Origin of the sequence: Pseudarthrobacter sp. L19 (assembly GCF_050859435.1) — a bacterium.
In the GTDB taxonomy this organism is placed as follows: Bacteria; Actinomycetota; Actinomycetes; order Actinomycetales; family Micrococcaceae; genus Arthrobacter.
The window spans coordinates 1,792,258-1,806,922 of record NZ_CP193935.1 but is presented as its reverse complement, the minus strand read 5'-3'; the positions used below and the strand labels follow the sequence as shown (position 1 = coordinate 1,806,922).

Genomic DNA, 14,665 nt, shown 5'->3' with positions numbered 1-14,665 from the left:
GGGCGGGGCGCCGGTCAGTCGGCCGCGGGGCCGCCGCGGTCGTCGGGAATCATCGACCACATGGTGGCCATCCGCACGGCCCCGTCCGGGATTGCGTCCGGCGCCTCGAGTTCGTAGTCGCGCAGCAGCCCGAAGATGCGGTCGGTCAGCTCGGCGCGCTGGTCGGGCGTGAGGTAGAGCAGGTTGCTGGCCAGCACCACCGAGGCGGGCGGTTCCCCGGTTTCGCCGCGCCGCCGCTGCTCATCCCGGGCCTCGGCGTGTGCCTTGACCCGTCGGCGGTAGGCGTCCAGTTCCAGGTCGAGGACGGCGAATTCCGGGCTGGCCGGTCCGCCGCCGGATTTGATGGTGAAGTCCGTTCCGGCGGCCTTCCAGCGGCGCTCGCGGGCGTCCCCGGCGGTGGCCGCCGGTACCACGATCCCCCACTTCTGCAGGGCGCGCAGGTGGTAGCTCATGGCGCTGGGGGTCAGGCCGGTCTGTGCCGCCAGCTCCGTGGCGGTGCGGCTGACCTGGGTGGAGTACAGCTCCGAGATCACTTCCAGCCGTGCGGCGTGGGCCAGGGCCCGGATGGCCTTGGGGTCGGTGATCTCCACCTTCTGTTCCGGGCGCGGCCTGCGCTTGCCGGCCGGCGCCTCGGCGGAATCCGCCGGCGGGTTCTCTGTCTTCACTCCCCCAGTCTAGCGACGGTTTCCAAACTATGAAAGGAATGCTTGACACCCGCACAGTGCGGACCTATCGTCCAGTTATGAAACAAACACTTCATAAGGCTCCCGCGCCGGCCGCCCCTTTGTGGCGCAACCACGACTTCCTGCTCGCCAGCGGCTCCGCTTCGTCGCCGCCGCCGGCATGGGCGCCGTCGTCGTCACCGTCATGCTGCGGCTCCAGGGGGAATCCGCGGGCAACGGTGCCGGCGCCGGGCCGTGGCTGGTGGCCGCCTACCTGGCCTGCTCCGCCCTGCCCCTGGTCCTCCTGGCCCCCTGGGCCGGGCGGCTGGCGGACACCCGGGATTCACGGACGCTGGCGACGGCGGCGTCCCTAGCCAGCGCCGCCGCGGTGGCGGGGATGGCCTTCGGCCTGCAGGACGGTGCCCTGAACCTGCCGCTGCTGTTTGCCATGACGTTCCTGCTGGACGCGGCCCAGGCCGTGGCGGGCCCCACCTGGCAGGCCCTGCTGCCCCGGATTGTCGGCGAGGAGCGCACCCCCAAGGCCGTGGGCACCATGCAGGCCACCACCATGATCGCCGGCATGGCGGGGCCGGCCGCGGGCGGACTGCTGACCGGCTGGGGCGGCCCCGGGCTGGTGGTGGCGGTGGCCGGCGGCTGCTACCTGGCAATGGGAGCCGGTGCCCTGCTGATCCGCACCCGGCGCGGCACGGCCGCCGAACGCGCGGGGCGGCCTGCCCCGGCGCTGCTCGACGGGTTGCGACTGCTCCGGCGGGACACCCTGGTGTGGGCGCTGGTGCTCGGCGCCATGTTCTTCATCGTCGCCGGCGAGGCCACCAACGTCCTCGAGGTGTTCCTGGCCCGCGGCGAACTGGGCGCCAGCGAGGCCGAGTACGGGCTGCTGGCCGCGGCCTTCGGGCTGGGCATGGCCACCGGCGCGGCTCTCGCCGGCCGGATCGGGAACGGACGGAACCGGCTCCGGGCGCTGCTGGCGGCGATGATTCTGACGTCCGCCCTGCTCGGGGCGACGGCGCTGGTGCCCACGGTGGCGTGGCTGTTTGCCGCCTACACCGCGACCGGCGCGGCCTGCGGCGTCCTCAACGCCTGCTTCGGGGCGATCACCATCCTCCGGATTCCCGAGACCGGGCGCGGCCAGGCGATGGCGATCCTTGGCGGGATGACGCGGGCGGTGTCGATCGCGGCGCTGGCCCTCGGCGGCCTCCTCGGTGCGGCGCTGCCGGTCCGCACCAGCTTCCTCGCCACCGGCACCGCGGGAGTGCTGGTCGCGGCGGCCGTGGCCGTGGTGGTCTTGCGCATCCCGGGCCCGGAACAGTCAGGCACGGACCATTCGGGTACGGACCAGCCAGGCAGGACCCGGTCAGGCGGGGAGCAGGAAGCCGTCCCGGACGAGGTTGGCGACGTCGTCCAGCAGCCCCTGCCGGAAGGCGCCGCTGTCGTGGCCCTCGTACCCGCCCAGGAGGGCATCGAGCGCCCCGGCGATCTGCCCGGCGGTGAGCTCGCCGTCGCACGCTGAGACGAAGCCGGCCAGCTCCGTGCTCAACAGGTTGGTGCGGCGTAGCCCGGCACCCTGACGCAGCAGGATCACGCCGGGGTGCTCGGCGCCCGGCCGCTGGTGCCGTTCCTCCGTGACGTCGTCGGCCACGAGCAGGTGCGCCGCCTCGACGTCGTGGCTGGCAAGCCAGTCGGCCCGTTCCACGGCCGCCCCGAGGTGCGGCCCCACGGGCTGCTCGATCGGGTAGGTGATCTCCTCGAAGCGCCGCAGCACCGGCCCGGCTCCCCCGGCGGGACGGCGCAGGAAGATCATGCCGAAGCCGATCGCGGTGACGCCGCGGGAGGCGAAGTCGTCCAGGTAGGCGGCGTAGGAACGGCGGTACAGGTCCCGGTCCCGGCCCTCGGAGGCGTCCTGCAGCCAGGTTTCGGCGTACTGCTCGGGACCCACTTGCTCGCGCTGGATGAACCACACGTCGGCGGCCTTCGGGGCCCACTGCTGCGGCCGGGCGGACCAGTCCTGGCCGGCCGGGATTTCCCAGTTGCCCAGCATCTGCGCTGTGCCGCCGGGTGCCAGGACGGAGGGGAGGTCGCGGACCAGGGCGGCGACGATCTCATCGCCGGGCAGGCCACCGTCGCGGTAGGTGAACTGGTCCGCCGTCGATTCCCCCGCGGTGCGCGGAGTGATCACAAACGGCGGGTTGGAGACCACCAGGTCGAATTCCTCCCCGGCGACCGGTTCCAGCAGCGACCCGCGCCGCAGGGTGACGCGGCTGCCGAGGTCCTTCGGGTCCAGGTGCAGCTCCCGGGCGTTGAGGACCAGGTTGAAGCGGGTGAAGGCCAGGGCGCGGTCCGAGATGTCCGTGGCGGTGACGTGCTCGGCGTGGTGGAGCAGGTGGAAGGTCTGGACGCCGCAGCCGGTGCCGAGGTCCAGGGCCCGGGCCACGTGCCGCCGGGCGGTGACCTGGACCAGGGTGGTGGATGCCTGGCCGATCCCGAGCACGTGGTCGCGGCGCAGCACGCCGGGGCTCTGGTGCGCGGCCAGGTCGCTGGCGACCCAGAGGTCGGCACCCCCGTTCGGCTGCCCTTCCTCATCCGTCGCCGGGTCCCAGCCGTAAGGCCGCAGGTCCACGCCGGCCCGGACCAGGCCGCCCTCCGCCGCCTCCACGAGGCCGAGTTCGGCGAGGCCGGCGGCGCGCACCGAGGGCAGGGCGGCGTCGAGGGCGGCAGCGGTCTGCGGTTCGGCCAGCAGCCAGAGGCGGACGACGGCGGCGAGCGCGGCGGCGGACGGGTCGGCAGCGACGGCGTCGTCGACGGCGATCAGGGCCGGGATGAGCTGGTCCCGGGCCAGGGCGGCGTGGGCGGCCTCACCGAGGAACGCGGCGACCCCGTCGACGGTGTAGCCGATGGCGAGCAGGTCGCGGGCGAGAGCCCCGGTCAGGTCCGGGAGGTCGCTGCGCGGGGCATCGGGGGTGTTGCCGGCGGTGAAAAGAGTCGAGGAGGTCACCGGTCAAGTTTAGGCGCGGTCCGGGACCCCCGGCTTAGCTCACCGGCCGGGCTAAGGCTGCCCCTCGACGAACACCCGGAGGGCATCCCGGACGAAGGCCGCGCCGGCAGCACCGCCGTAGTTCGCGGCAAACCGCGGATCCGCCACGTACAGCTCCCCCAGACCCAGGACGTAGGGCTTCAGCCCGTCGCCGCCGTCCGCCGCCGGGGTTCCGGGGATGGCGGCAAGCCAGCGGACGTGGCGGGCGGCCAATTCCCGGGCCGCCGGGCTGTCCGGGGCCGCACCGGACTCCGCCGCGGCCTGCCAGTCGGCGCTGAGCTGTTCCGCGGCCCGCTTCCAGGCGTCCTGGTCCGTGCCGCCCATCCCCCGCCACCAGGCGTCCGCCCGGGCGTAGGCCTCCTTGCCCCAGCGCTCCTCAACCTCGGTCTGGTGGCGGGTGTGATCGAATCCGTCAAACATTGCCTCTGCCATGATGTTCTCTCCTGTCTTCACTGCCTCGAGGGTGCGCCGGACCGAGGCGATCTGCCGGGCCAGGCGGTCCCGTTCCTGGACCAGCCAGCGCAGATGCCCGGCGAGCGCGCGTTCGGCCTGCTGTTCGTGGGCCAGCGCGTCGGCGATCGCCGGCAGACCGAGCCCCAGTTCCCGCAACAGCAGGATCCGTTGCAACCGGAGCAGCGCGGCGTGGTTGTAGTAGCGGTAGCCGTTACTTCCGGTGCGGCTGGGCTTGAGCAGGCCGACGGCGTCATAGTGCCGCAGCGTCCTGCTGGTGGTGCCGGCCAGCCTGGCCAGCTGCTGCACGGACCATTCCATCCCGGCTCCCTCCTTTTGGTCCCCTCCGCGGCCCTGCCGGGCCGTCTCTTCGAGGGTAAATCTTGACGCTGCGTCAAGGTCAAGGGTCCGGCCGGCGGCCATCGGCCCTGCCGCTGACCCGGTAAGTTGGAAGTATGCCCACTGCTTCCCCGATGCCCGTCCCGCGCCGCCTGCTCCGCGGGGCGTACGCCGCGGCGGCCGGCGCCGCCGTCGTCCTCGGCGCCTCCGCCTGCGCGCCCGTCACATCGGTGGAGTCAACGGATGCGAACGCATGGAAGGCCACGGCACTCCCCTCCGCCAGCGGGATCGTCCTGTCGGATGCGGGGAAGATCCTCAACCGCACCCCCGTGGTGAAGAGCGCCCCCTCGGGGCCGGCACCTACACCTTGACCATGAGCTGCGACGGCGGCGGCAAGGAATTCTTCGCCGTCAGCCTGGACGGCAAACAGCTTGCGGAGGCGGGAGCGGCCTGCAACGGCAGCCGGGAGACCGCAACGATCAAGGTGCCGGCCGCCGGGACCGTGGCGATCAGCGCCTCCAGCGTCGACGCGCCGCTGATCTACGCCTACCAGCTGACCCCCGCGGCCTGACCCGGGGGCTGGCCGCGCCTGACCCGGGCTGGCCGCGCCGGCCTGCCATGCTGGGGCCCGCACCGCTTGCGCGGGCCACGCCGGGGGAACCCGCGGCACCTCACGTCGGCTGCCGGCGGCTAAAATGGCCGCATGACGTTGGGGGGCGCGGCACCGGAGCCGCTGGTACACATTCAAGACTTCCGCATGGACTTTGGCGAGAAGACGGTCATCCGCGACCTGTCGTTCGACGTCCGGGCCGGGGAAACATTCGGCTTTCTGGGCAGCAACGGCAGCGGGAAGACCACCACGCTGCGGGCCCTGCTGGGCATCTACCAGCCCACCGCCGGCACCCTGCACATCGGCGGGAAACCCTTCAGCCCGCGCGACGGCGCCCGGCTGGGGTACCTGCCGGAGGAACGCGGCCTCTATAAGAAGGAATCCGTGCTGGACGTCATGGTGTACTTCGGCCGGCTCAAGGGCCTGGACAAGTCCCGCGCCAGGGCGTGGTCCCGGGAGTACCTGGACCGGGTGGACCTGGGCGACAAGGCCACCACCCGGCTGGACAAGCTCTCCGGCGGCCAGCAGCAGAAGGTCCAGCTGGGCGTCACTATCATGAACGACCCCGAGCTGCTGATCCTGGACGAACCCACCAAGGGCTTCGACCCGGTGAACCGGCGGCTGCTGATGGACATCATCGACGAACAGAAACTTTCCGGCGCCACCGTCATCATGGTCACCCACCAGATGGAGGAAGTGGAGCGGCTCTGCGACCGGGTCATCCTGCTCAAGGACGGCACGGCCCGCGCCTACGGCACCGTCTCCGAGGTCCAGGAACAGTTCGGCGGCACCCGCTACCGGCTCAGCTACTCCGGTACCCTGCCCGCGTCGGCCCGTTACGACGTCGTCAGCGACGCCGGCGGGAACGCCGAACTCTCGCCGCGCGGCGGGACGGACGAGGCGGCCGTGCTGCGCGAACTGATCGACCACGGAGTGGCGGTCCGCTCCTTCACCAGCGCCCGGACGTCCCTGGATGAGGTCTTCATCAAGGTCTACGGCGAACAGCACGAACTAGCGGAGGCCCGGACCCGATGACGCACCACAGCACCCTCCCCGAGGCGCCCGCCAAGGCCGCCCCCGCCCCGGTCCCGCCGCGCCGGCCGTTCGCCCGGCACAACCTGCGCACCGTGATCGCGTTCGAGTTCACCCGGACGCTGAAGAAGCGCGCCTTCTGGATCGCCACCCTGGCCATCCCGGTGGTTATCGCCATCGTGTTCGCCCTGGTCTACCTGAGCAACTCCTCCACCGAGGCCCGCTCCGACGCGCAGAAGACCGCGTCCTTCTCGTTCACCTACACCGATGACTCCCGGCTGGTCTCGGACACCATCGCCCGTGCCATCGGCGGCACGAAAGCTTCGGACCCGGAGACGGCCATCCGCGACGTGAAACAGGGACGCAGCGACGCCTACTTCGCGTTCCCTGCGGAACCGGCCACCCAGACGGTGAAGATCTACGGCGCGGACCGGGGGATCTTCGAGAACGGCAAGTACGACGCCGTCGCCAAGCAGCTGCTGACCGTCTCGGCGCAGGCCGCCGTCGGCTCCCCGCAGCTCACCGCGGCGGCCAGCGGCAACGTCAAAACCGAGGCGCAGACCTTCAAGGACGGCCGCCTGACCGGTGGCATCGGCTCCGCGATCCCGCCGCTGATTTTCCTGGTCATCTTCTACGTCTCGATCATCCTGCTCTCCAACCAGATGCTCAGCAGCACCCTGGAGGAGAAGGAAAACCGGGTCACGGAGATGATCCTGACCACCCTGAACCCCACCACCCTGATCATTGGCAAGGTGGCCGCGCTGTTCATGGTGGGCGCGGTGCAGATCCTGGTCCTGCTGACACCGGTGGCGGTGGGCTTCCTGTTCTTCCGCGACAAACTGGCGCTCCCGGCCCTGGACCTGTCCACCATCACCTTCGAACCCGGACCCATGGTGGTGGGGGCACTGCTGCTGCTGGGCGGCTTCACCGTCTTCACCGGCGTGCTGGTGGCCATCGGCGCCGTCATGCCCACCACCAAGGACGCCGGCACCATCTTCGGGCCGCTGATGGCGCTGATCTTCGTGCCGTTCTACGCGATCAGCCTGATCATCTCCGACCCGCAGGCACCGATCGTCCAGGTCTTCACCTACTTCCCGATGTCCGCCCCGGTCACGGGCCTGCTGCGGAACGCGTTCGGCACCCTCAGCCCGCTGGAGTCGGTGATCATCATCGTGGAGCTCCTGGTGGTGGGCGTCCTGATCCTGCGCCTGGCCGCACACCTGTTCCGGTACGGCTCCATCCAGTACTCCGGCAAGCTCTCCATCGCGGGCACGTTCCGGCGCCGCGGTCAGGCCCGCGGTCAGTCCGCCGCGAAGTAGCCCTCCGGGCCGGGGGCCGAAGCGTAGGATCGGGAGGTGAAACGACACTCCTGTGATTCCTGCGGCTCGGCCGTGTACGTCGAGAACGGGGAGTGCCTGCACTGCGGCGCCCGGCTGGCCTACTTCCGGCCCCGCGGCGCCGTCGTCACCGTCGATTCGGCGGGGGAATACCGGGACGACGCCGACACCGTCTGGTTCCCGTGCGCCGGCGCCGGGCTGGCGGCCTGCACCTGGCTGGCCGCAGAGCGCGGCGGCGAGTGCTTCAGCTGCGGGCTCACCCGCACCCGGCCCAACGACGACGACGCGAAGGGCCTCATACAGTTCGTTAAGGCGGAGCGGTCCAAACGCCAACTGGTAGCCGAACTCGACGCCCTGGGGTTGCCGATCGTGCCCCGGAGCGAGGATCCCGACGGTGGCCTGGCCTTCGACCTGCTCTCCAGCGCCCACGAGCACGTGGTGACCGGCCACGCCGACGGCGTCATCACCATCAACCTGGCCGAGAGCGACGACGGCTACCGCGAACGTATGCGGAACGAACTCGACGAGCCGTACCGGACCCTGCTGGGCCACTTCCGGCACGAGGTGGGCCATTACTTCGAGACCGTACTGGTCTTCGCCGACCCGGACACCACCGCGGTGGCCCGACGGCTGTTCGGCGACGACACGGAGGACTACCAGGCCGCCATCGACCGGCACTACAGCGAGGGCGCACCAAAGGACTGGAACGAGCGGTTCATCTCCCGCTACGCCACCATGCATCCCTACGAGGACTTCGCCGAGACCTTCGCCCACTTCCTGCATATCAGCGACACCCTGGACACTGCCCGCGAATATCGACTGATCCCCGCGGCCGACGGCAGGTCCTTCCGGGAAACGGTGGACACCGAGTGGCTGCCGCTCGCGATCGCCCTGAACCAGATCAACCGGAGCATGGGCGAGGAGGACCTGTACCCGTTCGTGCTGTCACCGACGGTGCTGGAGAAACTGGAGTTCATCGCCGGGGTGTGCTCCGCGACCGCCTCCCGGTAAGGTCCTCCGGGCGCGTCCTCCCGGGTGGCGTCCGGGCTCTGGCAGCCGGGCGTTCACGGGCCTAGAGTCGGACTATGCCCACCGCGCCGGCACCGACGCCGCGGCGCCCGCGTGGCCGCCCCGCCGCCGTCGCGCTCGCCGCGGTCCTGGCCTGCGGGCTGAGCGGCTGCGATTACCAGTACGACGACGGAAGCCGGACGACGGCGACCGGCCCCGCGACGCCCACCGGCGGCGCTATCAGCCGTGACCCGGCGTTGAACCGCCCGGTGATGGGGGCGGAGCTTGAGCAGTGGGCCCGGGATATCCTGCCGGCCACCACCGCGCAGATCTTCCAGTCCCGTGCCGGGCTGCTCGACGCCGGTGCGGACCGCACCGAGGCCACCGAGCGGCTCCCGGCCGGCACCTACGCCCTGTCGCTGGCGTGCCGGAGCACCCGCCGGGTGGCCTTCACCATCAGCGACAAGCAGAGCGCGCTCGTGGACCTGAGCCTGCGCTGCGGATCCTCGCGGGTTACCGTGGTGCAACTGGCCGCGGACTCGGTCCTGACGGTCAAGGTCGAGGCGCTCGCCCCGGCCAATTTCGCCTATCGGGTGGGGCGGCTGTGACGCCTGCTTAGTGGCGCCGGCGGCGTCGTCGTGCCCGTCGGCGTGGCGCTCTCGTCGTCGCCCATCGGTCAGGCGGGCCCGCCGTCAGGCGGGGCAGCCGTCCGGGCAGCGCAAGGTGGCCGGGTCCGAGGCGCAGTCCGCGCAGTACAGGGTCAGCGTGCGGCAGCTGGGGTTCGAGCAGTTCTCGAACTTGCTGGTGGGCGCCTCGCACCGTGCGCAGCGGCCGATGGTCTTCGCCTCGTCGCTGAATTCCAGGTGCATGCGCTTGTCGAAGACGTAGAGCGAGCCTTCCCAGAGGCCGCGGTCCTTGAACGCCTCCCCGTAGCGGACGATACCGCCGTCGAGCTGGTAGACCTCCTTGAAGCCGCGGTTCACCATCAGGCTGGAGAGCACCTCGCAGCGGATCCCGCCGGTGCAGTAGGTGACCACGGGCTTGTCCTTGAGCGCGTCGTACTTGCCGGAGTCCAGTTCGCGGATGAAGTCGTGGGTGGTGGCGACGTCGGGGACCACCGCGTCCTTGAAGCGGCCGATCTCCGCTTCGAAACCATTCCGGCCGTCGAAGAAGACCACATCCTCGCCGGCCTGTTTCTTCGCCTCCACGAGGGTGTGCAGCTCCTCCGGGGCCAGGTGCGTGCCGCCGCCGACGACGCCGTCCTCGTTCACCTCGAGTTCCCCGGGCGCGCCGAAGGAGACGATCTCGTCCCGGACCTTGACGCTGAGCCGGGGGAAGTCCTCGGCGCCGCCGTCGGACCACTTCACGTCAATGCCGCGGAAGCCCGGGTATTCGCGGGTTGTCTTGACGTACTGCTTGACCGCCCCGATCTCGCCGCCGACGGTGGCGTTGATGCCGTCCTTGGAGATCAGGATGCGGCCGGTGAGGCCGTGTTTTTCGCAGAGGGCGCGCTGCCAGAGGCGCACCGCTTCCGGATCGAGCACCGGGGTGAAGCCGTAAAAGAGGACGATTTTGTTCAAAGCCACGCCTTTAAGCGTACTGGGCTTTGCGGTGCGGCCACCCTGCGGGGCGGGGTCCATGCCCCTCGTGACGGGGGTCCTCGACTCTGGTGACGCGGGTCCGCAGCCCTCGTGACGGGGTCCCGGGGCCCGCGCGACAGGTAAGCCCGACCGGCGCGGGAGGGGGTCCTGGACCCGCGTGATCGACGAGCCCCATCCGCGTGGCAGGACGCCCGTGCCCGCGGCGGCCACGGCGCCGGACCGACACCCGGGTCACAATTGCGTAAGCAAGCACCCGCTCCCCGGCCGGACCCTGTTGCTGGCGGCGGGGCTGGAATACTCTCATCCCATGAGTCTGGACGCGATGGTTGAAGACACCACCCACCTCCTGGAGATCTGGGTCGCCGGCTGGGCCGGATGCCGCGGCTACGAGACCGGACGGGAGGGCCGTTTTCCGTCGGCCCTCCGGGCGGACTCGACCGGGGACTGGGAGTATTTCGCCCACGATCCCTCCGACAATGAGTTCTCCGCCTTGGCCGCCAAGACTGCCGAGGCGCCGGCCCGGATCCTCACCATCCTCACCAACGACGTGGACCGTTACACCGGGCTGGCCGCCCGGCACGGCCTGAACGTCACCTCGCAGTCGCAGACCATGATGATCGTGGACATGGAAACCCAGGACGCCGAGGACCCGTGGCTGCCCGACGACGACCTCCGCTGGGTTCCCACGACGGAGGGCGGTGTCCACCACGCCGTCGTCTACGCCGGTGACCGGGTCGCGGCCAGCGGGCGCATGTTCGTCGCCGACCACACCGCCGTCTTCGACAAGATCGTGACCGAACCCGGCTTCCAACGCCGCGGCCTGGGCAGCTTCGTGATGCGGGCCCTCGCCGCGCAGGCCTTTGAGCACGACGTAGAGGCCGGGCTGCTGCTGGCGTCCCTGGACGGCCAGCAGCTCTACTCGCATCTGGGGTGGACCACGGTCTGCCATGTCCTGATGCTCTCTTCGTCCGACGAAGGGGCCGACCTCTCGGTGGGGTGAGCCCCTTGTGAGCCCGGGACCCGATTTGAGCCCGGGTGAAACAATGTTGAAGTGAATCCGCACGAGTCCCTGATCCCGCTGCTGGGCCGCGGCGCGGACCCGGAACAGCTCCGGCACGTGCGGACCATCCCCGCCCGCGAGGCCGTCAACGAGCCGTGGCCGGCGTGGACGCACCCCGATCTGGTTGAGGCCTACGGCCGACTCGGCATCCACGAGCCGTACCGGCATCAGGTGCGGGCCGCCGACCTCGCCCACGGGGGCCGGCACGTGGTGATCGCCACCGGCACCGCCTCCGGGAAGTCGCTGGCGTACCAGCTCCCCGCCCTCGACGCCGTGCACCGGTCCGAGCTGCGGGTGCGCGCGGACCCCGGAAAGATCCATGACGACGGTGCCGTCGCCCTCTACCTCTCCCCCACGAAGGCGCTTGCCGCGGACCAGCTGGCCGCCATCCGGTCGCTGGGACTTCCCACCGTCCGGGCCGAGACCTATGACGGGGACACGGACCCGTCCTCCCGCCGCTGGATCCGGGACCACGCGAACGTGATCCTGGCCAACCCCGACATGCTTCATTTCGGAATCCTCCCCAACCACGCCTGGTGGGCGCGGTTCTTCCGCCGACTCCGCTACGTGATCGTGGACGAGGCTCACAGCTACCGCGGGGTCTTCGGCTCCCACGTCGCCAACCTGATGCGCCGGCTCCGCCGGATCTGTGCCTATTACAACTCCGGAGCGGAGGCCGGGACCGGCACAGGCCAGTCCTGGCCGGTGTTCATCGCCGCATCCGCCACCGCCTCGGACCCCGGGACCTCGTTCGGCCGGCTGATCGGTGCGCCGGTCGAAGCAGTCGCCGAGGACTGCTCGCCGCACGGGGCGACCACCGTGGCGTTCTGGGAACCGGCGCTGACGGAACAGCGCGGTGAGAACGGTGCCCCGGAACGGCGGACCGCCGTGGCTGAAACCTCCGACCTCCTGGCGAACCTGGTCTCCTCCCGGATCAGGACGATCGCGTTCATCAAGTCCCGGCGCGGTGCCGAAACCATCGCCTCCATCACCAGACGCCTCCTCGATGAAGTCGATCCCAGCCTGCCGCAGCGCGTGGCTGCCTACCGCTCCGGGTACCTCCCGGAGGAGCGGCGGGCCCTCGAGCGGTCCCTCCGGTCCGGCGAGCTGCTGGGCGTCTCGAGTACGTCCGCCCTGGAGCTCGGCATCGACATCTCCGGCCTGGATGCCGTCCTGGTGGCGGGCTGGCCCGGGACGAGGGCGTCGCTGTTCCAGCAGATCGGCCGGGCGGGCCGGGCCGGCCAGGATGCCGTCGCCGCGTTCGTGGCCAGCGATGACCCGCTCGATACCTACCTGGTGAACCATCCGGAGGCGATTTTCGACGTCTCAGTTGAGGCCACCGTCTTCGACCCGTCGAACCCCTACGTCCTGGGCCCGCATTTGTGCGCCGCCGCCGCGGAACTGCCCCTGGGACCGGCGGAGGTCCCGCTCTTCGGGCCGACGGCAGAGGGGCTCCTGGATCGGCTGGTGGCGCAGGGTTATCTGCGGAAACGTCCCGCCGGCTGGTTCTGGACGCACCCGCAGAGCGCGGCCGCCATGGTGAACCTGCGGGCCGACGGCGGCGGACCCGTGAGCATCGTGGATGCGGACACCGGCTCGCTGCTGGGCACCATGGATTCGCCGCAGACGCACTACCAGGCACATACGGGGGCGGTGTACGTCCATCAGGGCGAGAGCTACGTCGTCGAGGACCTGAATGAGGCCGAGCACTGCGTGGTGGTGCGCCGTGCGAACCCCGACTACTACACGACGGCCCGGGACATAACCCAGATCGAGGTGCTGGAGACCCAGCGGACCACGCGCTGGGGAGATGTCGAGGTGCATTTCGGCGATGTGAAGGTAACGACACAGGTGGTCTCCTTTCAACGGAAGGCCCTGATCTCGAATGAGGTGCTCGGCGAGGAACCCCTGGAACTCGGGGCCCGGGACCTGTTCACCAAGGCGGTCTGGTTTGTCATGGACAACCGCTCCCTGACCGGGGCCGGGCTCATCGAGCCGCAGTTCCCCGGGTCGCTGCATGCAGCGGAGCACGCAGCCATCGGGCTGCTGCCGCTGGTGGCTTCCAGCGACCGATGGGACATCGGCGGGGTCTCCACCGCAATCCATGCCGACACCGGAGTGCCGACCATCTTCGTCTACGACGGCCACCCGGGCGGCGCCGGCTTCGCCGAACGCGGCTACGAGAAGGCCCGCGTCTGGCTCACCGCCACCAAGGAGGCGATCGAGGCCTGCGAATGCGAGTCCGGATGTCCGTCCTGCGTGCAGTCGCCCAAATGCGGTAACAAGAACAACCCGCTCGACAAGGACGGCGCCGTTCGCCTGCTCGGCATGCTGCTGGCAGACGCCACCGACCAGATGGCCCCCGATACCGGGGGCAGCACTGCTCCGGCGGATCCGAACGGAACCCCGCAGGCGCCGGCCGTCCAGTAGCACCCGACTGGTGCCAAGGGCCGGCGCGCCAGTCGCCGCTGGTCGCTCATGGGGTGCCTTCCCCTGCGGGAGGGCCCGCTCGGGCCAGACCGGTCGCGGTCCCGAACGGTGACCGGGTGTGGAGTTCGGTGCCGACCTGGACCGTGTCGCCGCCCTCGATGCTGCAGGAGCTGATCCGGGCGTCGTTCCGGGCAGCGACCTCCGCGGCGACGGCGCAGGGCTCCCCCGGTGCCAGTCCGCGTGCGGCATCGGCGGCCGCGAGGGCGGCGAGGTCCGCCGCGGCGGCGGCCCGTGACGCGAGGACCCCCGCCTGGGCGAGCAACCCCACCGCCGTCCCCGCCACCAGCAGCACCAACACCAAGGCGAGCGCCAGAACGGTACCGGAGCCCCGCTCGGCCCCTTGGACGCGCGTCCGCGCCACGGCCACCACCGGACTAACACGGCGGACAGAGCGACCGTGTCCTTCGGAATCCCGGGGAGCGTCCCCTTCACGATGCCCACCGGCCGATCACAGCGGACAGCGCCGGCTAGGCCTTCGGAAGCCCGGATACGCATCACCGTCACGAAACCGACCGGCCACGCAGATCGGACATGGCAGGCCTCGCCCCCGTGAGCGGCCAGGGAGCCATGGGGCTGAGCGCTGTGTCGGGCCGCTGCCCGGTCGTCGGTGTCGATAGTGCCGCGCCGTCGCTGGTCTCCTGTCGGGCGGAGGCCCGGGCCGTCAATGTCCACGGCACGAGCCTGCCCGCGGCGCCCCGGACCGATCCGGTCACCGTGACGCTGAGCCACCCGCCGTCGGAGGCCACCGCCGCACTCGCCGAGTCTCCGGCCACCTGGCGGACCACGGCGGACACGGACACCTGGTCCTCACCGCGGGCCAACGCCCGGGCACCGGCCCTCGCGGCCTCCTCCAGCCTCAGTTGCGTCAGTCCCGCTGCGGCCCCGGCCAAAAGCAGCCCCAGCACCAGCAGCACTGCCGGCAACGCGACGGCAAATTCGGCAGTCACGGCACCACGTTCGCCGGGAGCAGCGGTTGGACCATGACGTTCCGGCAGTGCGGGCACCCTCCGATCCGTCGGGGCCC

Annotated in this window: 14 protein-coding genes and 1 pseudogene; 9 read left to right on the top strand and 6 right to left on the bottom strand. The window is 70.8% G+C overall.

Annotated features, from left to right (window positions below; translation table 11 throughout):
- Positions 1-14: 14 nt before the first annotated feature.
- Positions 15-665 (bottom strand): ArsR/SmtB family transcription factor, encoded by a 651-nt coding sequence (locus ACRQ5B_RS08575; RefSeq protein ID WP_432393267.1) that lies wholly within the window; start codon positions 663-665, stop codon positions 15-17.
- Between the two features lie 178 nt (positions 666-843).
- On the opposite strand from ACRQ5B_RS08575, the pseudogene ACRQ5B_RS08570 reads away from it, so the two are divergent.
- Positions 844-1,944 (top strand): annotated as a pseudogene (locus tag ACRQ5B_RS08570) (MFS transporter); the annotation flags it as partial.
- A gap of 93 nt (positions 1,945-2,037) precedes the next feature.
- Here the strand turns inward: ACRQ5B_RS08570 and ACRQ5B_RS08565 are convergent.
- On the bottom strand, positions 2,038-3,675 hold the full coding sequence (locus ACRQ5B_RS08565) for a DUF7059 domain-containing protein (RefSeq protein ID WP_432393266.1): 1,638 nt from the start codon (positions 3,673-3,675) through the stop codon (positions 2,038-2,040).
- Positions 3,676-3,726: 51 nt separating this feature from the next.
- On the bottom strand, positions 3,727-4,485 hold the full coding sequence (locus tag ACRQ5B_RS08560) for a MerR family transcriptional regulator (RefSeq protein WP_432393265.1): 759 nt from the start codon (positions 4,483-4,485) through the stop codon (positions 3,727-3,729).
- A 134-nt stretch (positions 4,486-4,619) separates the two neighbouring features.
- On the opposite strand from ACRQ5B_RS08560, the gene ACRQ5B_RS08555 reads away from it, so the two are divergent.
- From ACRQ5B_RS08555 to ACRQ5B_RS08530, 6 genes are all read left to right on the top strand, one after another.
- On the top strand, positions 4,620-4,874 hold the full coding sequence (locus ACRQ5B_RS08555; protein WP_432393264.1) for a hypothetical protein: 255 nt from the start codon (positions 4,620-4,622) through the stop codon (positions 4,872-4,874).
- A 2-nt stretch (positions 4,875-4,876) separates the two neighbouring features.
- Positions 4,877-5,074 (top strand): hypothetical protein, encoded by a 198-nt coding sequence (locus tag ACRQ5B_RS08550; protein ID WP_432393263.1) that lies wholly within the window; start codon positions 4,877-4,879, stop codon positions 5,072-5,074.
- A gap of 132 nt (positions 5,075-5,206) precedes the next feature.
- Entirely contained in the window at positions 5,207-6,148 is a 942-nt protein-coding gene (locus ACRQ5B_RS08545; protein WP_412883961.1) for an ABC transporter ATP-binding protein, read from the top strand.
- A complete protein-coding gene (locus ACRQ5B_RS08540) occupies positions 6,145-7,464 on the top strand; it encodes an ABC transporter permease (protein WP_432393262.1) in 1,320 nt (439 codons plus the stop codon). The genes ACRQ5B_RS08545 and ACRQ5B_RS08540 overlap by 4 nt, the downstream gene beginning before the upstream one ends.
- Before the next feature lie 36 nt (positions 7,465-7,500).
- The gene (locus ACRQ5B_RS08535; protein ID WP_432393261.1) at positions 7,501-8,493 is read left to right on the top strand and encodes a zinc-binding metallopeptidase family protein; all 993 of its coding nucleotides are present in this window, start codon (positions 7,501-7,503) and stop codon (positions 8,491-8,493) included.
- A 74-nt stretch (positions 8,494-8,567) separates the two neighbouring features.
- Positions 8,568-9,098, top strand: coding sequence for a hypothetical protein (locus ACRQ5B_RS08530; protein WP_432393260.1), 531 nt, complete (start codon positions 8,568-8,570; stop codon positions 9,096-9,098).
- A gap of 84 nt (positions 9,099-9,182) precedes the next feature.
- Here ACRQ5B_RS08530 and ACRQ5B_RS08525 read toward each other — a convergent pair whose 3' ends face one another.
- Positions 9,183-10,076, bottom strand: a complete 894-nt coding sequence (locus tag ACRQ5B_RS08525; RefSeq protein WP_432393259.1) for a rhodanese-related sulfurtransferase — start codon at positions 10,074-10,076, stop codon at positions 9,183-9,185.
- A gap of 322 nt (positions 10,077-10,398) precedes the next feature.
- On the opposite strand from ACRQ5B_RS08525, the gene ACRQ5B_RS08520 reads away from it, so the two are divergent.
- Positions 10,399-11,091, top strand: a complete 693-nt coding sequence (locus ACRQ5B_RS08520) for a GNAT family N-acetyltransferase (RefSeq protein WP_432393258.1) — start codon at positions 10,399-10,401, stop codon at positions 11,089-11,091.
- A 51-nt stretch (positions 11,092-11,142) separates the two neighbouring features.
- A complete protein-coding gene (locus ACRQ5B_RS08515; RefSeq protein WP_432393257.1) occupies positions 11,143-13,581 on the top strand; it encodes a DEAD/DEAH box helicase in 2,439 nt (812 codons plus the stop codon).
- Between the two features lie 46 nt (positions 13,582-13,627).
- On the opposite strand, the gene ACRQ5B_RS08510 is transcribed toward ACRQ5B_RS08515, so the two are convergent.
- Both ACRQ5B_RS08510 and ACRQ5B_RS08505 read right to left on the bottom strand, forming a co-directional pair.
- A complete protein-coding gene (locus ACRQ5B_RS08510; RefSeq protein ID WP_432393256.1) occupies positions 13,628-14,002 on the bottom strand; it encodes an Rv3654c family TadE-like protein in 375 nt (124 codons plus the stop codon).
- A gap of 139 nt (positions 14,003-14,141) precedes the next feature.
- Positions 14,142-14,588, bottom strand: a complete 447-nt coding sequence (locus tag ACRQ5B_RS08505; protein ID WP_432393255.1) for a TadE family type IV pilus minor pilin — start codon at positions 14,586-14,588, stop codon at positions 14,142-14,144.
- Positions 14,589-14,665: the final 77 nt, after the last annotated feature.